20 protein-coding genes are annotated in these 19,984 nt (G+C 32.4%); 5 read left to right on the forward strand and 15 right to left on the reverse strand.

Annotated features, from left to right (window positions below):
* Window positions 1-81: 81 nt before the first annotated feature.
* Together HAV12_RS00790 and HAV12_RS00795 are read right to left on the reverse strand one after the other, a co-directional pair.
* On the reverse strand, window positions 82-777 hold the full coding sequence (locus HAV12_RS00790; RefSeq protein WP_171568055.1) for an ABC transporter ATP-binding protein: 696 nt from the start codon (window positions 775-777) through the stop codon (window positions 82-84).
* Between the two features lie 146 nt (window positions 778-923).
* Entirely contained in the window at window positions 924-2,384 is a 1,461-nt protein-coding gene (locus HAV12_RS00795; protein ID WP_132032784.1) for a DUF5687 family protein, read from the reverse strand.
* Window positions 2,385-2,512: 128 nt separating this feature from the next.
* On the opposite strand from HAV12_RS00795, the gene HAV12_RS23010 reads away from it, so the two are divergent.
* Complete coding sequence (locus HAV12_RS23010) at window positions 2,513-3,565, forward strand: ferredoxin--NADP reductase (RefSeq protein WP_171568056.1); 1,053 nt, start codon at window positions 2,513-2,515, stop codon at window positions 3,563-3,565.
* A gap of 73 nt (window positions 3,566-3,638) precedes the next feature.
* Here the strand turns inward: HAV12_RS23010 and HAV12_RS00805 are convergent, their stop codons facing one another.
* Together HAV12_RS00805 and HAV12_RS00810 are read right to left on the reverse strand one after the other, a co-directional pair.
* Window positions 3,639-4,646: a glycosyltransferase family 9 protein gene (locus HAV12_RS00805; RefSeq protein ID WP_171571611.1), complete on the reverse strand. Its 1,008-nt coding sequence runs from the start codon at window positions 4,644-4,646 to the stop codon at window positions 3,639-3,641.
* A 43-nt stretch (window positions 4,647-4,689) separates the two neighbouring features.
* Window positions 4,690-5,295 carry a DUF4254 domain-containing protein gene (locus tag HAV12_RS00810; RefSeq protein ID WP_171568057.1) on the reverse strand — a complete coding sequence of 202 codons (606 nt, stop codon included), beginning with the start codon at window positions 5,293-5,295 and terminating at the stop codon, window positions 4,690-4,692.
* Window positions 5,296-5,408: 113 nt separating this feature from the next.
* Between HAV12_RS00810 and upp the strand changes: the two genes are divergently transcribed.
* Complete coding sequence (upp, locus tag HAV12_RS00815) at window positions 5,409-6,062, forward strand: uracil phosphoribosyltransferase (RefSeq protein ID WP_171568058.1); 654 nt, start codon at window positions 5,409-5,411, stop codon at window positions 6,060-6,062.
* On the opposite strand, the gene HAV12_RS00820 is transcribed toward upp, so the two are convergent.
* On the reverse strand, window positions 6,057-6,986 hold the full coding sequence (locus tag HAV12_RS00820) for a DUF6427 family protein (RefSeq protein ID WP_171568059.1): 930 nt from the start codon (window positions 6,984-6,986) through the stop codon (window positions 6,057-6,059). The two genes, upp and HAV12_RS00820, sit on opposite strands and share 6 nt — an antisense overlap.
* A 140-nt stretch (window positions 6,987-7,126) precedes the next feature.
* Here HAV12_RS00820 and HAV12_RS00825 point away from each other — a divergent pair, with 140 nt between their 5' ends.
* A complete protein-coding gene (locus HAV12_RS00825; RefSeq protein WP_171568060.1) occupies window positions 7,127-7,357 on the forward strand; it encodes a uracil phosphoribosyltransferase in 231 nt (76 codons plus the stop codon).
* Here HAV12_RS00825 and purD read toward each other — a convergent pair.
* Window positions 7,349-8,623 (reverse strand): phosphoribosylamine--glycine ligase, encoded by a 1,275-nt coding sequence (gene purD, locus HAV12_RS00830; RefSeq protein ID WP_171568061.1) that lies wholly within the window; start codon window positions 8,621-8,623, stop codon window positions 7,349-7,351. The two genes, HAV12_RS00825 and purD, sit on opposite strands and share 9 nt — an antisense overlap.
* Before the next feature lie 132 nt (window positions 8,624-8,755).
* Here purD and HAV12_RS00835 point away from each other — a divergent pair, with 132 nt between their 5' ends.
* Together HAV12_RS00835 and HAV12_RS00840 are read left to right on the forward strand one after the other, a co-directional pair.
* A complete protein-coding gene (locus HAV12_RS00835; RefSeq protein WP_171571612.1) occupies window positions 8,756-10,066 on the forward strand; it encodes a phenylacetate--CoA ligase family protein in 1,311 nt (436 codons plus the stop codon).
* 41 nt (window positions 10,067-10,107) lie between these two features.
* Complete coding sequence (locus tag HAV12_RS00840) at window positions 10,108-10,638, forward strand: ORF6N domain-containing protein (protein WP_171568062.1); 531 nt, start codon at window positions 10,108-10,110, stop codon at window positions 10,636-10,638.
* A gap of 2 nt (window positions 10,639-10,640) precedes the next feature.
* Here HAV12_RS00840 and HAV12_RS00845 read toward each other — a convergent pair whose 3' ends face one another.
* From HAV12_RS00845 to HAV12_RS00885, 9 genes are all read right to left on the reverse strand, one after another.
* On the reverse strand, window positions 10,641-11,408 hold the full coding sequence (locus HAV12_RS00845) for a glycosyltransferase family 2 protein (RefSeq protein ID WP_171568063.1): 768 nt from the start codon (window positions 11,406-11,408) through the stop codon (window positions 10,641-10,643).
* A gap of 87 nt (window positions 11,409-11,495) precedes the next feature.
* Window positions 11,496-12,479 (reverse strand): UDP-glucuronic acid decarboxylase family protein, encoded by a 984-nt coding sequence (locus tag HAV12_RS00850; RefSeq protein ID WP_171568064.1) that lies wholly within the window; start codon window positions 12,477-12,479, stop codon window positions 11,496-11,498.
* On the reverse strand, window positions 12,479-13,606 hold the full coding sequence (locus HAV12_RS00855; RefSeq protein ID WP_171568065.1) for a glycosyltransferase: 1,128 nt from the start codon (window positions 13,604-13,606) through the stop codon (window positions 12,479-12,481). The genes HAV12_RS00850 and HAV12_RS00855 overlap by 1 nt, the downstream gene beginning before the upstream one ends.
* Entirely contained in the window at window positions 13,599-14,792 is a 1,194-nt protein-coding gene (locus HAV12_RS00860; RefSeq protein ID WP_171568066.1) for an O-antigen ligase, read from the reverse strand. The genes HAV12_RS00855 and HAV12_RS00860 overlap by 8 nt, the downstream gene beginning before the upstream one ends.
* On the reverse strand, window positions 14,789-15,586 hold the full coding sequence (locus HAV12_RS00865) for a glycosyltransferase (RefSeq protein WP_132032810.1): 798 nt from the start codon (window positions 15,584-15,586) through the stop codon (window positions 14,789-14,791). Before HAV12_RS00865 ends, HAV12_RS00860 begins: the two co-directional genes overlap by 4 nt.
* The gene (locus HAV12_RS00870; RefSeq protein WP_205423343.1) at window positions 15,576-16,586 is read right to left on the reverse strand and encodes an O-antigen ligase; all 1,011 of its coding nucleotides are present in this window, start codon (window positions 16,584-16,586) and stop codon (window positions 15,576-15,578) included. The genes HAV12_RS00865 and HAV12_RS00870 overlap by 11 nt, the downstream gene beginning before the upstream one ends.
* A 375-nt stretch (window positions 16,587-16,961) precedes the next feature.
* The gene (locus HAV12_RS00875; RefSeq protein WP_171568068.1) at window positions 16,962-18,041 is read right to left on the reverse strand and encodes a glycosyltransferase; all 1,080 of its coding nucleotides are present in this window, start codon (window positions 18,039-18,041) and stop codon (window positions 16,962-16,964) included.
* Window positions 18,028-19,332: a flippase gene (locus HAV12_RS00880; RefSeq protein ID WP_171568069.1), complete on the reverse strand. Its 1,305-nt coding sequence runs from the start codon at window positions 19,330-19,332 to the stop codon at window positions 18,028-18,030. Before HAV12_RS00880 ends, HAV12_RS00875 begins: the two co-directional genes overlap by 14 nt.
* A 69-nt stretch (window positions 19,333-19,401) precedes the next feature.
* Entirely contained in the window at window positions 19,402-19,938 is a 537-nt protein-coding gene (locus HAV12_RS00885; RefSeq protein WP_171568070.1) for a hypothetical protein, read from the reverse strand.
* Between the last annotated feature and the right edge of the window lie 46 nt (window positions 19,939-19,984).

Consider the following 19,984-nt stretch of genomic DNA (forward strand, 5'->3'; position numbering starts at 1 on the left):
GAGTTTAAATCATTTAACTTCTAAAAACGATTTTTAGTATAATGACTTGTAAAAATACGCTTCTTTTTGTAATATGGAAACTTATACCGCAAAAAACAATTCCAGTTCCTGTAAGGTTTCTTTTGATGTCTGAATATCTTTTACAATTTCTCCTTTATTCAGTGCTACAATTCGATCACAAACCTCTACTGTATGCTGTAAATCATGACTTGAAACCAAAACGGTTACGTTTGGATCTTCAGCCAGGTCCTTGATGATTTTTTTTAATCTGCTTACCGTAGTCGGATCTAAATTAGCAAAAGGCTCGTCCAGAATAATTACCTCGGGATGACCAATAAGGGTTGCAATTATCCCTACTTTCTTTTGATTTCCTTTTGACAAATCACGCAAATATTTTTTGTTCTTCAGGATTTCTCCATTAAAAAACTCTTCGTGTCTGGCTAATAAAGCATCAACGTCCGCTTTATTCTGATGACGTAAATCGCCAATAAAATAAAAATATTCTTCTGGAGTTAAATAACCGATCAGAAAACTTTCATCTAAAAAAGAGCCTGTAAAAGATTTCCAGTTTTCATTTGTATTCACCTGAATATCGTTACTTCTAATATTTCCTGTTGAAGGCTGGATCAAGTCTAACAATAAACTGAAAAAAGTGGTTTTCCCGGCTCCGTTATTTCCGACTAATCCGAAACTCTGCCCTTTTGGGATTTCAAGATTATCTATATTTAAGACTGTTGTTCCGTTATATATCTTTGAAAGTTGATTTACTTGTATCATGGTAATTTTAGATTTTAGATTGTTGATTTTAGATTACTGATTGCTGATTATTGATTTTAGATTAAAAATCTATCGTTAATTTTGTTTTGTTTCACGATAAAAAATTATCTAATTATCAAATTGGCACATTTCCTAATTTACTCTTTTTAACTCTTCTGTTTATAAGCACTTATCGTACTGTATTTCTCCATTTTGTATCTTTTTTCAATTAAGGAGAAGACCTTGTTTCTTAAGATAAAACCTAAAAATCCAGCTCCTGCCACTAACAATAATCCGAGTGTTTTATCCCCCAGATAAAGTCCTAAACCATACAATGCTACGGGCAGTAATAATTTTGGTAAAGTCAGTAACATCGCATTAACGTTGAAAGCTTTTTTGTCACCAAAAGCGCCTCCGGCATTACTTAAATCAATTGGAGTTTTGGTAAATGCTCCTCCTAAAAGTACCAGATGTGAATTAACTCCAATATTATAAATCGCCCCGACAACAATCGTTAAATATATTTCCCATCCGTAAAAAAGATAAAATGAGGCTAAAATTGTCGAAATAAAAGTGGCAATAACAACCAGCCACCATTTTGAAGTAATGTACCCGCGATACGGTATATTCTGAGTCATCATTAATTGGTAATAAGAGCTATCCCAGCTGGGTACAAATTGTCCGAAGACAAACAGAAATCCACCGGAAACAAATATTCCGGCAAAAATATGCATTACTGCAGGCTGGTGAGAATTTCCAAAGAATATCAAACCATAAAACAAAAAGAGGACACTCATCAGGATGGTTGTTTTCGATCTTTTGTTTCTTTTAATCAGTTTAATATCATTTTTAAGAAATGTTCCCAGGGTTCCAAATTGGTTTAGCCAGGAAAGGTTTTCGGTTGTCGCGATATCTTCTTTTTTAGAAAGTCCGGCATCCAGATATAAATTGTTTTTAAAATATTTAAAGGTAAAGGCGTACAATCCAATTAAGATTAAAACAGGAATAAAAACAAGCCATTTGATGTTGTAAAGTCCTTGAAAAAAAGGTGCAGTAAAAGTGGTTATATCAAATATCTTATAATATTGTGCGGCTCCTAAAGCCAAAATGATTCCGATAAAAACCACAAATAATTTGTCGATATTACTCAAAATAATATTCAGGAAATTGTTGATATAAATCAGGGATAAAATAGCGAAGTGCCAAACAATAATTCCCACTATATCGTATCCTTCAATAGCCAGTACGATCGAGAAAGGAAGGAAGAAAAAAGCATGCACCCAATTGAAAAAAGATAAGGCTGTTTTTCCCAGCGAAAAATGAACGATTGTTGGTTTTTTGAAAGGCAGAACCAACAACGGTTTTATGTTCAGTACCGGAATAGCCTGCATCAGTAAGCGAATTACTAAATCAAATAAAAAATAATAAATCAGAAATTTATTGACTGTACTTAATGGTTCAAGATTCAATTTCTTTAGGATATAAAAGGCTCCAACCCCCATTCCGATAAAAATAATAGAAAAATAAATCATCAAAAACCCTATCAGAATTTTCATTGCCAGATTTGCGCCAAACGAGGCAGATCTGGTAAAGGCTTTCCATTCGAGGTAAATAAACTTTTTAATCATGGTTCTTTGGTTTTCAGTTTTATAGTAAGAGATCAAATATATGTAAACGTTACAAAAAAAGTTAAAAAAAATAATTAAGTAACCGTCAATTAGGTCTTCTTTGCTATTTTTGCAGAAAATATAACATCATGCCTTCATTTTTAAAACTCATAATTAAAGAGGTAAAACGCGAAACTGCCGATGCGGTTTCTGTGCTTTTTAATGTTCCCGAAGAACTAAAACCGGATTATAAATTTATTGCCGGACAGTATATAAACTTAAAACTAACTCTTGATAATCAAGAAATTAGACGTGCTTACTCTATTTGTTCCGCGCCAGAAAGCGGTGAACTAAGAATTGCCGTAAAAGCCGTTAAAAATGGTTTGTTCTCGCAATTTGCAAATACCAAATTAAAAGCCGGAGATGTTCTTGAAGTGGGCCATCCGGAAGGAAAATTTACCTTTGAGCCGGATGCTGATAGACAAAAAAATTATGCTGCTTTTGTAGCAGGAAGCGGAATCACTCCTGTTCTTTCCATAATAAAATCGGTTTTGAAAAGTGAACCGAAAAGTTCATTTGTATTGGTTTACGGAAACAGAACTCCGGAAGAAACAATCTTTCACCAGGAATTACACGATCTGCAATTACAATATGTAGGACGTTTATTTGTACATTATGTCTTTAGTCAGGCCAAAGCCGAAAATGCATTGTTTGGCAGAATTGAGAAATCGGCTGTGAATTTTGTATTGAATAACAAACACAAAGAATTACAGTTTGATAAATTCTTCTTATGTGGTCCGGAAGAAATGATCGATACTGTGTCGGGAATTCTTAAGGAGAAAAACATAAAAGAATCAGCCATTAAATTTGAACTTTTTACGTCTTCTACTCAGGAAAATCAAATCAGTACTTCATTAGAAGGTCACACAAAAATTACCGTTTTAGTGGATGATGATGAAGTTACTTTTGAAATGTCTCAAAAACAAACTATTCTTGACGCCGCCTTAAAACAAGGAATTGACGCTCCCTATTCCTGCCAGGGCGGAATTTGCAGCAGCTGTCTGGCCCGAATCACATCCGGAACTGCCGAAATGACTAAAAACTCCATTTTAACCGACGGGGAAATCGCTTCGGGATTAGTTTTAACCTGTCAGGCGCATCCAACATCAGATACTATTTACGTAGATTTTGATGACGTTTAGTTGTTGAAATTCCAAAATAAAAAAAAATCCAAATTCCAATCTAAGTTGGAATTTGGATTTTTTTTATTGAAATTTAAAGTAAATTTTGAATCTTCTTAACTATTTTCTTTGGAGAAATAGTTCTCATTGCTTCTTCATAACCTTCCACTACTTTATTTCCATAAACAGATGTTGGTAATTGTGGGTACGCATTTCTATCTGAAAGCAAAGCATTTTCAGGACTTTGATTGAACGGTAAAAATCCCGCGTAAGGATGCGTGGCGCCCCAAAGCGTAATCACTTTAACGCCCAACATTGCAGCAATGTGCGCATTTCCGGAATCCATTGAAAGCATGACATCGAGATTACTGATCAATTTTAATTCCTGTTGAAATTTAATTTTACCGGCAACGTTTATTACATTTTTAAAAGGTTCCGAAAGTGAATCCAGGATTTCAATTTCTTTTTTCCCTCCTCCGAAGAGCAAAACAGTCTGCTCTTTCGTTTCCGCCAATTTTGAAATGACTTCCTGCATTAAATCCAAAGGATATACTTTAGAATCGTATTGTGCAAACGGCGCAATTCCGATTAGTTTTTGATAATTTTCTCCAACTAAATTTGTGATTTCTGCGCTTAAAACCGCTTTTTTTGGAAACTCGGGATGGGATAAATTTACAGGAAAACCAATTTCTTCAAACACTTTTGCATGTCTTTCGAACATGGTAGGCAGTTGTTTGAAAATTTTATTTTCTGCACGGGTTAGTTCTTTTTTTCCGTCACGGCCTTTGTCAACTGTGGCTCTTTTTTTTCCGCTTAAGGCGAAAAGTAAACTCACTACTTTAGATCTCAGCACATTGTGTAAATCAGCAAAAGCATCGATTTTGAGTTTTTTGATGTCTTTAAATAATCTCAAAAGTCCTGGAAAACCTTTGTGACGCTCTTTTTCATCAAAAGCAAAAAATTCAAGATTTGGTATTCCTTCAAAAAAAGGTTTAAAAAAAGGGCGTGAAATTACGGTAAGTTTCACCGTCGGATACTGTTTTACAAAAGCGCGTAAAACAGGAACCGTCATGGCGACATCTCCCATTGCGGAAAGTCTCATGACGGCTATATGTTGGATAGTCTTAGGCAATTTTGCTGTCAAACTATTTTTTGTTTTGGTATAAAACAGGATTTAATTCATCATCATTGTACATTTTCATTTGTTTGTACACTTTCATGAATTTATCTCCATTTTCGATATCTGTCAACAGATCATCTATTGCCGTAGACAAATCGCTTCTTTGTTCCAAAAGAATATTTAATTTTTCCTGACATTTATCTCTGTGTTCCTGTGAAGCCTCTGCACGAGTGGCTTCTTCATGCATGTGATAAATTTTTAATGCCAAAATAGACAATCTGTCAAATGCCCAGGCCGGACTTTCAGAATTGATTTTTGCACCATCTTTTACTTTTACATCACTGTATTTTTGCAGAAAGTAACTGTCGATATATTCTACCATATCTGTACGTTCCTGATTAGAAGCATCAATTCTTCTTTTAAGCGTTAAAGCTGCTACCGGATCAATCTGCGGATCACGGATAATATCTTCAAAATGCCATTGTACAGTGTCAATCCAGTTTTTTAAATACAATAAATGTTCGAATTTATCTTTTGGAAAAGGGTTGTTTACAGGTTGATCAACATTATCAAACTGGTGATAATCTTTGATGCTTTGTTCGAAAACCGAATATGCTAATTTTGAAAACATGTCTTTATTTTTTAGAGATACAAAGATACTTTTTATACTTTTATAGTGCGAAAAAAACGTTTAATTTTTCGTTATTAATAAAGATTACTCCCTAACAATTCTAAAAATTCAATATGAAAATTCATTATATATCTGAAGAAAACAGTGTGCTGAACCATTTTTTAGGTCAAATTCGAAATATAAATGTTCAGAACGACAGTATGCGTTTCAGAAGAAATATAGAGCGAATTGGCGAAATAATGGCTTATGAACTGAGCAAAACTTTATCGTATAAAGAGGTTGCGATTCAGACTCCGCTGGGTATAAAAAAAACAACCGAAATAAGTGAAGATTTGGTGTTGTGTTCTATTTTACGAGCCGGATTGCCGCTGCACAATGGGTTTTTAAATTATTTTGACCATGCTGAAAACAGCTTTGTTTCGGCCTGCAGACATCATCCGAATAATGATGATACTTTTGAAATTTTAGTTGAATATCAGGCACTTTCGAACCTCAACAATAAAACCGTTTTGCTTCTGGATCCTATGCTGGCAACGGGTCAGTCTATTGTTGCCGTTCACGAAAAACTGATTGAGAATGCAACTCCAAACGAAATTCATATAGTTGTCGTTATTGCTGCGCCGGAAGGAATTGCCTACCTCGAAAAAAATCTTCCCGAAAATTGTCATCTGTGGGTTGCTTCTTTAGACGAAAAACTGAATGAGAAAAATTATATTGTTCCAGGCCTTGGAGATGCAGGCGATCTTGCTTACGGAAGCAAATTATAGTTGTGAGAAAAATGTAAATAAACTGCAGGCAATCAGTACATAAAATACAATTTCGTTGTTTAGTTTTTGCTGCATATATTCTACATGACTCGATGCCATAATGGTTAACGGGGCGATACTAAACAGCAACAAATCATTGCTTTTATTCGGAGAAACAATAAAAACAATTACGGCTATGAAAAAGCAGGCAACGACTTTTTTGTAGGAGGAATGCACAATTTGAGGCCTGTTTGAAATGGTTGTTACGATTGAAAACACAAAAAACAAAGCGACTGCCGTGTATATCGAAAGTGCTCCGTTTTCGTAATTGTTCTTAAAATAATCAAGACTAAAATCAACGACTGCACGTTTCTCGAAAAATTCAATGGCATCAATATGAAAGATTAATGATATCAGTAAAAAAATTACAGCAACGGCCAAAAGTGCAATAAAAGGCAATACCCAATTTCTGTAATCACGTGAAACGTGAAAAATAATCGATATAAAAACCAAGATCAGGAAAAGAATACACCAAAATTGAAATAAAGAAGCTACTAAAATCCAAAAAGAAGCATCGAATATTTTTTCTTTTGATGCTTTCAGAGATTGTAAAGAAATCAATCGTCTGAGAGCTAATAAAATAAAAAAGTTCGAATATATTACGTTCGGATTATTGAATATGGTGGGGAAAAATAATAAAAACAATAAGTAAAAAAATATCGCGTAACCGTTGTCTTTACTGAGTCCGTTCTTTTTTACGATGAAATTAATCAGAAAAAAAGAAGCGAAAACAAAACACAAAATACTCATTTTCTGAAACGCCAAAAATGAAGAACTCGTCCATGATGGTTCCTGAATTTGAAAGAGAAAAAAGAAAACCAGTATTAAAATTACAACCAGGGAATAATTTAATGGTGTAGATTTTTTAAAAACACTTGTTATCATAAGGATATTTTATACTTTTGTGATTGTAAATATAATACTTGTTTAAAAAGGAAAACCAACAAGTTGAAAAAAGATTCTATTAAATGGATTTTGTCTTCAATGCGTTACAAAACAATAAATAACATATAATTTTATAAATTATGACAGCTTTTTTTGAAGGAATACAATACTTATTCGTTAACATTTTATTTGCTCCACTTGACTTTTTACGTCATTTAGAACTAATTACCTGGTTTGGTGCAAACACAATTAACTGGATATTCATGATTATTTGTTCTGCAGCAATCGTATATTGGATTAAACAATTACGCATTTTTGATGCTGCAGGAACAGAAAACCAGGATACTACGGCTCACTCTTTTTTAAAGTAAGTCGAAGCCGATATCTTTTCTAAAATACATCTTATCAAAATTTAGTTTATCTATGTTTTGGTAAGATTTTTTTATGGCTTGTTGAAAGTCGTCTCCATAAGAAGTTACAGTTAATACACGGCCTCCGTTACTTAAAACACTTCCGTCTTCTAATTTTGTTCCCGCGTGGAAAACAATAGAATCCGTAATATTTTCTAACCCTGAAATTACTTTTCCTTTTTCGAAATCTTCAGGATATCCGCCAGAAACCACCATGATTGTTGTTGCGCTTCTTGCATCAACCTCCAATTCAAAAGTATCTAATTTCTGGTCTGCAACAGCCAAAAACAATTCTACTAAATCTGATTTTAACCTCGGTACCACAACTTCGGTTTCAGGATCACCCATTCTTACATTGTATTCAATAACGATTGGCTCATTTTTTACATTAATCAAACCAATAAATACAAATCCTTTATATTCGATTCCGTCTTTCTGAAAACCTTCAATTGTTGGTTTTACAATGCGTGTTTCGATTTTCTCCATTAAAACAGCATCAACATAAGGAACCGGAGAAACAGCTCCCATTCCGCCTGTATTCAATCCAGTGTCACCTTCTCCTATTCTTTTGTAATCTTTTGCGGTTGGCAAAATTTTATAGCTTTTTCCATCCGTCAGAACGAAACAGCTTAATTCGATTCCGTCCAGAAACTCTTCGATTACTACTTTTGAACTCGCTGCACCAAATTTCTGGTGCACCAGCATATTTCGTAATTCTGTTTTGGCTTCTTCAAGGTCCTGAATAATCAACACTCCTTTTCCGGCTGCCAGTCCATCTGCTTTTAAAACATACGGAGGCTGTAACGTTTCTAAAAATTCACATCCTTTTTCAACTGTTTCAGCAGTAAAACTGTCGTATGCAGCAGTTGGAATGTTATTTTTCATCAGGAATTCTTTTGCGAATTCTTTACTTCCTTCTAATTGTGCGCCTAATTTAGACGGGCCAATAACCGGAATATTTTTTAAACTTTCGTCGTTTTTAAAATAATCGTAAATGCCTTTTACTAATGGGTCTTCCGGGCCAACGACAACCATTTTTACATTTTCTTTTAATACAAATGCTTTTATGGCATCAAAATCGGTTGGAGACATTGCAACATTAGTGGCGATGCCGGCAGTTCCCGCATTTCCCGGTGCAACAAAAAGTTTTTCGCAAAGCGGACTCTGAATCATTTTCCATGCAAATGCATGCTCTCTTCCGCCTGATCCCAATAATAAAATTGTCATGTGTTGTTGTATTTAGTTGTGGTGCAAAAATAATTGCTTTTGTACGTAAAAAATAATTAAATCTTAAAAAGTTCTCGATTCTTCCCCGATAGTAATTGTATAATATTATTTTTGATGAAAATTATCCCTCAAATGATTTCTCTTTTTGATATTTCGCTTCAATTAAATGGTTTTCCGATCAGGAAAGCAAAAGCCGATTTGGATGCCATTACGCGTCTTTCGGAAGAAGAATTTTTAAAATTTATTGAAAGACAAAAACATGAAATTGTTTATTTCCATTTGCACAACAATCCATTTTATAACGAATTAACGGGAAATAAAATTGTTCAGCGATGGGAAGATTTGCCTGTTTTAAACAAACAAAACCTCCAAAAACCACTGCAGGAAAGACTTTCAAAAGGATACATCTCAAAAAATGTCTACATCAACAAAACTTCCGGATCAAGCGGAACTCCCTTTGTTTTTGCGAAAGATAAATATTCCCATGCCTTAACCTGGGCTTCGAATAGTATGCGTTTTGGCTGGTTTGGAATTGATTTCAACCATTCATACCAGGCAAGATTTTATGGTATTCCAATGGATTTTTTAGGGTACCAAAAAGAACGTTTTAAAGATTTTTTGAGTCGCCGTTTTCGATTCCCGGTTTTTGATTTATCGGATGAAGTTTTAGAAAAGTTTCTTCGGAAATTCAGAACAAAAAAATTCGATTACCTCAACGGTTATACAAGTTCGATTGTTTTATTTGCTAAATTTTTAGAACAAAAAAATATAGTTCTGAAAGAAATTTGCCCGACCCTGAAAGCTTGTTTTGTTACATCGGAAATGCTTTTTGAATCGGATAAAAAACTCCTTGAAAAACAATTCGGAATTCCGATTATTAATGAATACGGAGCTTCCGAACTGGATTTAATTGCTTTCGAAAATCCGAAAGGCGAATGGCAGGTAAATTCGGAAACTCTTTTTGTTGAAATTTTAGATGAAAACGATCAGGTGCTGCCTTATGGAAAAGAAGGCCGAATTGTGATTACTTCTTTATTCAACAAAGCAAATCCCTTTATCAGATATGATATTGGCGACATTGGAATTTTAGATGAAAAAAGTACGCTTCAAAAACCAATTCTGAAAAAACTTACCGGAAGAACCAACGATATTGCCATTTTACCAAGCGGAAAAAAATCACCCGGACTGACTTTTTATTACGTTACCAAAAGTATTATTGAAGATGACGGAAATGTAAAAGAATTTATCATCAAACAAACTAAATTAGATACGTTTGTAATTGAATATGTAAGCGCAAAAGAGCTGGATTCCAATCAGATTAAAAAAATAGAAGAAGCTATTGCTTTGTATTTAGAACCTGATTTAAACTTTACTTTTACCAGAAAAATGGTTTTAGAAAGAAGTAATCGGGGAAAGTTAAAGCAATTTAAATCATACTTGTAATATAAATAAAATCTTAGATTTGTTTTTTTTAATTAAAACTTATGGACAACCAATCTTTACTTTCAGAAGAGACTATTTCTGATAAAATATACTTTATCCGCAATCAAAAAGTAATGCTTGACAGCGATCTCGCCATGTTGTATGGTGTTGAAACTAAAAGATTAAATGAACAGGTAAAGAGAAATTTATTGCGATTTCCATCAGATTTCATGTTTCAACTTACTGAAAATGAACACGATTCTTTAAGGTCGCAATTTGCGACCTTAAAGAAAGGACGTGGAGCACATCAAAAATACTTGCCTTTTGTTTTTACGGAACATGGAATTTTAATGCTGTCCAGTGTTTTGAAAAGCGACAAAGCTATTCAGACCAATATTCAGATTATGCGAATTTTCACGAAAGTGAGACAAATGCTTTTGGACACCCCAGAAATCAAAATCGACATTCTCCAGATTCAAAAGAAACTGGAAAATCACGATAAAAATAATGAATTGGTTTTTTCTTATTTAGATGAGATGACAGAGAAAAAGGAAAACAAAATTGAAAGAGTCAAAATTGGATTTAAGAAATAAATTTAAATCTTTTTTATATATCCTGGTTTTATAAACAACTGCGTGATTAAAAAACGAATCATCAGGAAAACAGCAGACACAAAATTATAACCATGGAAATCTCGATAAACGCCAAAGTTGTGTTTAATCAACTTGAATTTTGAAGACGAAATGGAATCTTTTCTGATTCTGTAAAAGGCCAAAGGTTCGGGAACGGGTTTAGTCGTTTTAATTTGTTTTACAATCGTAAGCCACAATCGCCAGTCCTGTCTTTTTTGAGACGCCGGTAAAGTAATTTTTCCGAAATATTCGGCATCGTAAATCGCGGTTAAGTTCCCCACATAATTACAAAAAAACAGTTGTCTGTACGTTAGATTCAATGGTGCTTCTACTCTTCTGTGTAAGTTATTCCCCTCTTCATCAATGCAATCATAAAAACTAAAGGTAAACGGTAAATTATTTGCTTTTAAAAAGTCTATTTGCTTTTCTAATTTTTCAGGAAGCCATACATCATCGGCATCGAGATAGGCAATATATTTTCCTGTGGCTTTTTCTACAGCAACATTTCTTGCAAAACCATTTCCTGAATTTTTGGATAATTTAAATAGTTTTATCCGATCGTCTTTTTGAGCATATCTCTCAATTATTGCAACGGTCTGATCTGTTGAAGCATCATCTACCAAAATCATTTCCCATATTTTATAGGTTTGTTTCTGAACAGATTGCAAAGTCGATTCGATGAACTTTTCAGTATTATAGGTTGGGATTATAATTGAAACTAATTCGCTCATTTGATGGTAACTGCTTTGAAAATTTATGCTTTGACTAAAAATAATCAGCCCGGATTTCATTACGAAATCCGAGCTGTGGGAAAGTTATTATTTTATAAAACTTGAAAAATCTTTGTGTTCTTCTTTAGAAAGTTCTTCTTTAGAAAGTGATCTGAAATAATCGTAAGTGATTTTCATTCCTTCGGAACGATTTACTTTGGCTTCCCAGCCTAATAATTCTTTTGCTTTTGTAGTATCCGGCTGACGCTGTAAAGGATCGTTTACCGGTAAGGGATGATATACTACTTTTTGGTTGGTTCCTGTCAGTTTTATGATTTCTTCGGCAAAGTCTCTAATGGTGATTTCGTCCGGATTTCCAATATTTACAGGATACACATAATCGGAATGCAACAATCTGAAAATACCTTCTACCTGATCATCGACATAACAAAAGGAACGCGTTTGCATTCCGTCACCAAAAATGGTTAAATCTTCACCGCGTAGCGCCTGACCGATAAATGCCGGAATAACACGGCCGTCGTTTAATCGCATTCTTGGTCCGTACGTATTAAAAATACGAACGATCCTGGTTTCTACTCCGTGAAAAGTATGATAGGCCATCGTAATCGATTCCTGAAAGCGTTTTGCTTCGTCATAAACACCTCGTGGACCAATTGTATTTACATTCCCGTAATATTCCTCTGTTTGAGGATGAACCAACGGATCTCCGTAAACTTCAGAGGTGGATGCTATCAGGATTCTGGCATTTTTAACACGTGCCAAACCTAATAAATTATGTGTTCCCAATGATCCGACTTTTAAGGTCTGAATTGGTATCTTCAGATAATCAATAGGACTCGCCGGTGAAGCAAAATGCAATATATAATCTAAATCGCCAGGGACATGTACAAACTTGGTAATATCATGGTGATAAAATTCGAAGTTTTCTAATTTGAATAAATGCTCAATATTTTTAAGATCTCCCGTAATCAGATTATCCATCCCAATAACATAGTAACCCTCCTTGATGAATCGGTCACACAAATGCGATCCCAAAAATCCTGCTGCGCCGGTAATAAGTATTCTTTTCATTATCTCTTTATTTGGTCTCTGTAAATAAATTCTAAATCATTAATTTTTTCTAAAATATTATGATTCATCTCAAATGTCTTTTTTGCGTTTTTTGAAAATTCATTATATTTATTTTCATCATTTAGCAACGTAATAATTTTTTCGCAAAAATTAATTGTGTTATTATCTTTTACTGTATACCCATTAAAATCATCTTTAATCAAGTCTTTGTTCCCATCGCAGTCAGAAACCACACCAGGTATTGACAAAGCTAAACTTTCAATTATAGCATAAGGTAATCCTTCATATCTCGCTGTAGATAAATATAACTTTGATTTACTAATTATATTTAAAACATCTTCACGTGAAGTCCAGTTTAAAAGCGTTACGTTCTCTATTAAATCTAGTTTAGAAATTAATTCCTGAACTTCTTCTAACTGATCTGCATGGTGTCCGACTCCCAGTAATACCAAATGCATTTTTTTTGTTTTGTTAATTTCATATAAAATACGTATTAACTCCTCTATATTTTTCTGATAACAGGGTCTGCCAACCGTGCAAAGATACTCGTCCGGCCATGTTTTTGGTATCGAAAGTTCTGATATATTTTTAATTGGTTCAATTGCATTATTAAAAAGCAGTGTTTTTGCTACCGGAAACCCAACATCTTCTCTGGCTCTGTTTAATTCTGACTCAGAAGAGGCCAGTAAAACTGAATTTCCCTTTGAAAGTATTTTTTCTACCGTTAGAAAAACAGATCTTTTTAATTTACTGTTTGCGCTCAAATAAGAAAATGCCTGTGGAGTATGAAGTACTTTTATTCCTGTTAAAAGTCCAACAACTCTTCCGATAACTCCTCCTTTTGTACTATGGGAATGTATAAGATCCGGTTTCTCCTTTTTAATTATCCTTAAAGCTCTTACAATGGCGAGATAATCATTTTTTAATGATATTGATCTGTATATTGGAAGCTTATAATCGATAATGCTTTTTGAGTTTTTGTCTCTGAATTGCTCTTTTATATCTGTATCGCCATGAATTACAAAACATTCAAAATGTGAAGGATCAAGATTTTGGAGTATTTGTCGTAATGAAACATCAACACCGCCTACGGAATGAAGAATATGCGCAACTTTAATTTTATTCATTACTACCTTTGTTTTGGGGAACCAAATTTAGAATAAATATCGCAAACAAATAACATCCAAACTGTCTATAAAATATGTTTTCTACAAAAAAGAATAATAAAAATGAAATTGCGATTGCGATTGAAAAAAAGTTTGATTTTGCTTCATAAAACAATTTTATGAAAAAGCTTATAAACAATACCAGACCCAAAATACCACCAATTAAATAAAAATCTATAAACTGATTATGTGAGTTAAATTTCTCAGACAGGAAATATTCTTTTTTCGATTGGTTTTCTATTGTTGTGGCATAACAATCCAGGAAATTATTTGTGATGGTCTCGTATCCACTGAATCCGGATAATAAAAGAAAATCCTTTTTTAATGTCATATCATTGGCACAATTCCAAATCACAATTCTTGGTTCATAATCTGATGCTACTTTTAAAGATTCTTCTATATTGTTTTTAATAAAAAATCTTTCGGATATGTTTTTGTTCGTCACCACAATAATTCCAAATAAAACGATGATCGACGCTGTAAATAGTATTTTCTTATACCATTGAACTTTGTAGTAAAAAAGAAAATAAACAACAGCAATGCAAAATATTGTAATAATGGAAATTCTAGCAGAAATTAATATAATAAACAGCAGTAGTACTATGGCGTTTAGTATGTAAATCCATTTTTGTTTTATTACCAATACTGCTTTTTCTACTGACAATAAAAATCCTAAAACAGCAACAAAACCAATATAGGGGCGCTCCAGAAGTAATAAATTATTAACCTCAGCGGTATTTGCAAATGGTAATGTATGGTTTTTATAAAAAAACATTCCGATTAAAAACAAGGAGCTAATGATACAGGCGTTTATTCCCAAAAGGATGAAAAGTTTAAACTTTTCAATATCTGTAATTTTATGCAATATAAGTGAGAACCAAAAAAGTAACAGCATACCCTTGTAAAATTTCAAATCGTAGACGATAGTACCATAAAAAAGAGATTTAATAAATAGATATAACAGTAATATAAATAAAATAATTCCGGCAGAAAATGTCTTCTTATAGTCTTTTAGGTTGAGATCTTTAAGATACAAAACAGATAAAAGTACCAATAGGATATTGGGCAGCGCTTTTGAAAAAAAAAGCGTCAAAATCAATATATAAATAAGATAGTCGAAAGCATTCTGTTTAATTACATTCTTCATTTTCTAATTTTTTTTATAGACAAAATCAAATTATAAGGAAGAAACAAGAGTACATAATTTCTAAGCAATCCGTAAATTGGATAGAAACCAAAATAGAAATGTTTTTTTATAATTGTAATTCTGCTTTTAACCTGCTGTTTCCTTTTTTTTAATGAAATTCCGTTGGCATTGATTTCAATTTGTGTAAGATATTCTTCCATATTTGCCATTTTGTATTTCCGGGAAATAGTAAAGAAAAAAGCATAATCTTCTGCGAATTTATGGTCTAAAGGATATAAACTGACGCTATCTAAAATTTCAGAACAAAACATCACGGCAGGATGAATCAGCATCGAATTCAAATACATTTTCTTTTTTATATTCCTGTCTTCCAGTGGTAAATTGATCGAATATAGAAAATGACCATTTGTGTCGACAGCCAACACATTTGATCCCACAATTTTTACCTCCGGATTTTCTTCCAGAAATGCTTTTTGAACAGCGAATCTCTTTCCAAGACAGCTATCTCCGCAATCTAATCTTGCGATGTATTTATATTTTTTTTCAATACTAATTTTTAATCCTGAATTTAAAGCTGTTTCAATTCCTTTATTACTTTTCAAATATTCGAATAGTATAATTCCTCTTGCTTTAAAATTAGACCGGACAACAGCTTCATCAAATTTATCTGTAACACTTCCGTCATCAACAATTATGACATCAATTTCCTCGTCTGGATCAATAGAACGCAATGATCGAAGTAATCCTTCAGAATTATTAAAATATGGGATTAGAAGGACAGCACTATTGTTCATTTTTCAATGCTTTTAGTTTATATCTTAATTGAATTAAAATAGCAATACTTAGCCAGACAACATACATTCGAAATGTATCAATCTGAAGCCAGTTTATGTATAATCCTATCAGTGTAATTAGAATAATTACGGTTAATGTTTTTTCTTCATTCTGAGTACTTTTCATTATGCTTATCGTTTCTCTTAAAGAAAAATATAGCAACATAATAAACAAAAGAAAGCCTAATAATCCTGTTTCTGCCAATAATCTTGTATATAAATTATATCCCGGAGGAAAAGTTTTTTCTTTCTTGTTTTTGTAATACAATTTAAACTCGTAATTGTTTTTTGTTGCCCAACCCGGATAATGGGTTCTGTTATGATAGGCTTGCTGCCCAAATCCAACTCCTGCGATTGGGTTTTCCTTAAAAACCTGTATCGACGCATATTGGATTCCAAATCTTGACTGGTTAGAAATGCTTTTAGTCAAATTATTTTTAAAATCTAATGATTCCATTTTAGTTGCAACGGACTTCATTACTTTTTCTCCATTAAAAGCTAACAGCACAGAAAAAATTACAGCAAAACCAATCAATGCTTTTTTTATATAGGTCTTAAATCGAATGTCTTTGTATAAAAAAATTGCAAAAATCAGCAACTGAAAAAATATTACAATTAATCCTGTTCTTGATCCCGAAAAGTACGTCAGGAGTAATACTGCAATGGCCGGTAAAAATTTGGTTGGTTTTTTGTTTGTCAAAATATAGCTAAACATCCAGCCGGCAATACTTATTAAGTAAATGGCAAGAAAGGGAGGCTCGTAAGAAACAGAAGAAATCCTTCCTTCAGGATGAAGATGTACTTCTGAAAAAGGAAAATAATCAAACAGATTTAAGACCGGATAAAAGATTCTAAACCCAAAAACAATTACCAAAGTTTCGAGAAAACCATATACGGAAGCAATAATTAAAGAGTATAAAAAAACTTTTCTGATCTTGAAAAGCATTTCCTTTACTTCCATTTTTGCTAAAACATTTATATATAAAATCAGGAATATGAAACTTGAAATAATTAACGCAAAATACTGTCTTATAAAGCGGTTTATTCCGGTGGTGTGTTTAAAATAATTAGTAGTAATTGTATCCAGGTTTACTATAAATGTTATGATGCACCAAGCCAAAAACAAGATTACACACTGAAAAAGTATGTTTTTATAAGGGATCATAATTTTTTTAGAATAAAAGGTATCTGCCACTAAAAATAAAAATCCGCTAAATAGAAAGAGAGCCCCTGATTCACTTTTAAATTCACCCAGGGCAGAAATACCCTCGTATTCATTAAAAGGAAAGAAGAACAAACCTAAAAAAAATAAAACTGTATAAATTTTTTGAAGCACTTAATTGTTTTTGGTTAATTTATTTAATTTTCTAATCGTTTCAGAAATAACGGGATGATACCCTATTTGAATCGTCAGTATTAAAAAAAACAGCAGAATCGAAGATTTTTTAGTAATTACCTTTAAAACTATTCTCTCATATATTCCTTTATCAGCAATTACTTCCTGATTGTATTTTTTTGCTATTTCGTAAACTTTCGCATGAAATACCATTCGCTTTATATAATTATATTTTATCTTCAACGAAGTTTTAGTTACAGCACACTTATATAACAGATAAAAGACTCTCTGAATAAATCGTACCGCTTTTAATTCCTCTATTTCGCTATCCGGAAGGGTAAGATTATATTCTTTTTTATAATCGAAATAATATTTTTCAAGCGCTTTAGAAAAATAATCGTTTTCTATCGTTAATCTGGATTTACTGGTAGCAACTTCCCGATAATAATACCCCGCGTAATCAATAAATACTATTTTTTCAGCTTTATTGAAAGCTTGTATATTAAACATATTATCTTCTTCAATTACTCTGTTTTTAGGAAAATGTATGTTATTCAAATCAACAAAACTTCTTTTATAAATTTTATTCCAAACTGCAAATAAATCCTCTGTCTTCAATAGATTAGGAATTATTTCAGCTTGAATAAAGGGCTGTGCGTAAAGAATACCTACATCAAAAACCGGATCTTTAATAATATATTTACCATCTCTTCCTAAAATAGTTTTAGAAACTACAATGTCTAAATTATCATGTTGAGCAGTTTCATACAAATGTTCAAACATATCGTCTTTTACAAAATCATCATTGTCTAAAAAGCCGATATATTCTCCTTTAGCAACTGCAATTCCAGTATTTCTTGCCTCGCTGATCCCTTTATTAATTTGGCTGATTACTATAATTCTACTGTCCTTTTTTTGGTATCCCTGAATAATGCCAATACTATTGTCTGTAGATCCATCATTAACAAAAATAAATTCGCATGCAATTAACGTCTGATTTATGAGCGATTTTATACAATCCTGCAAAAACGCTTCCCCATTATAAACGGGAATGATTATACTGACTTTAATTGAATTCATTCTTTCCCCCTTTTTGAGCTATCATATCAATCTCTCTTTTTGCAAAATACCACATCCCTAAAGCAATTAAAACCTGAGTGATAATGAGTGTAATAGCTGTTCCTAACTCTTTATAATAATAAGTAAGCAATAAATTAATACCCAAATTTAGAATTGTAGCGTACAATATAACCCGGAAATATAAATTATCTTTTCCCAAATTTAAAAGGATTTGTTTTCCGTACATGGAGTCTAAAAAGGAAAGCAATGGTATGAGTATTAAAATTTTAAAGAGAATTACAGCCGAAACCATTTCAGCTCCGTAGATTATTTTTATAATTTGTTCTGCAAAACAAAAGCATATCACAATAATGACAGAAAATATAAAAGCACCATACATCGTGATTTTTTTTATTTTTTGAATCGTACTATATTTATCCAGACTCATCTCTTTGGAGAGGTATGGAAAAAGTGTATTTGAAATTGGTGTCTGCAAATTTCCTATTGCCCTCGCCAGTTTTTCTGCTGCTGAAAAAAATCCTACCGCATGATTTCCTGCAATAATTCCCAAAATTAAAGTATTGGTATTGGTAAATAAAGAGATTTTTAATTCTGATAAAAAAACATATTTACCCTTATTTAATTGTTCCTTAATTTTTTTAAATGATTGAACCTGGAACCTGATATTGAAATCTTTCCGGAGATAAAACAAAGAAAAAATTCCCGCAGAAATAAAACCTAATGCATTAAAAACCGGAACAAGATAATAATCTGATTTCTGTTTTATAAAAATAAAAAGCGCAATTGTAAAAATGATCTTCGTTACTAAATTCAGATACGTAATATATTTCATTTTTTGAATTCCCTGAAAATACCACACCGGAAAAATTGCCTGACCAAGAATAGATCCAAATGAAAATAAATAGACCATCCAATAGGTCCTGAAAATTTCAAAAGCAAAAACAATTCCTGTCATCAGGATAAAACTCAATACTACCAAAAGCAATTTGGCTGACATAATCTGGTTGAAAATTTCATTTTGCTTTTGCACATTATCAATTACCATTGAAACATCTCTTGTACCTGTAGCATTAAAACCATAATCGGTAATAATTTGAAAATAGGTTATAAAGGCAAATGAAAAAGATAATAAACCAAAATATTCAACTCCCAGAACCCTTATCAAATAAGGCAATGTAATTAATGGTAAAATTAAATTTAGACCCTGTAATACAGATAAGTAAACAAAATTTGAAGCTAAAATTTTGTGTTTTTTATATTGTTGAAATATATCAAAAAGTTTTAGCTTCAAAATTTTAATTTAGGTTATAAAAAAAGGCTATGATCAGATGAAATAGCCTTAAAAATTATTAGGAAGAATTTACATTTTAGCGCCTCTGACTTTTTCCAGTTCAGGATAAATTGCCGGCTTAGTTAAGAAAAACGGATCATAGTTTTCACCTTCCTTAACAAATGTTGCTGTCCCTGATGCGTCATCAAACTTTATAAATTCGTTTGGAGTGAAATATTTGGATAAATCTTTTTGCTCTATTTTAAAATTTCTTCCTTCAAAACTTAATGTTACAGAATTGATTTTAATTGGCTCCTGATCTTTTTTTGAACTGATATCAAAACGGATATCATTTGGTAAAATCCCCTCAGGAACACTAAATGTTATCGTTTGCGGTTCATTTTTTCCCTTTACTCCATAATAAACGGTGTTTTTATCATCGAAAAAAGAAATTGAAGGATCTTTGTAAAAAAGTATTAATTCATCATCTTTTTTGATGTCTAAATCTACAATTACATCAAATGTATTTGCTTTAACTTCTTCTACAGGTTTCTCTTCCTCTTTGTTTTTACAGGAAATTAAGGAAACTATAACTAATAAATTTAAAAGAATTAATTTTGTTTTCATTTGTAATTTTTTTGGCAAAAATATATTTTTTTTAATATTAAATTAT

The sequence above is a fragment of the Flavobacterium sp. CLA17 genome (assembly GCF_013112255.2).
Taxonomy (GTDB): Bacteria; Bacteroidota; Bacteroidia; order Flavobacteriales; family Flavobacteriaceae; genus Flavobacterium; species Flavobacterium circumlabens.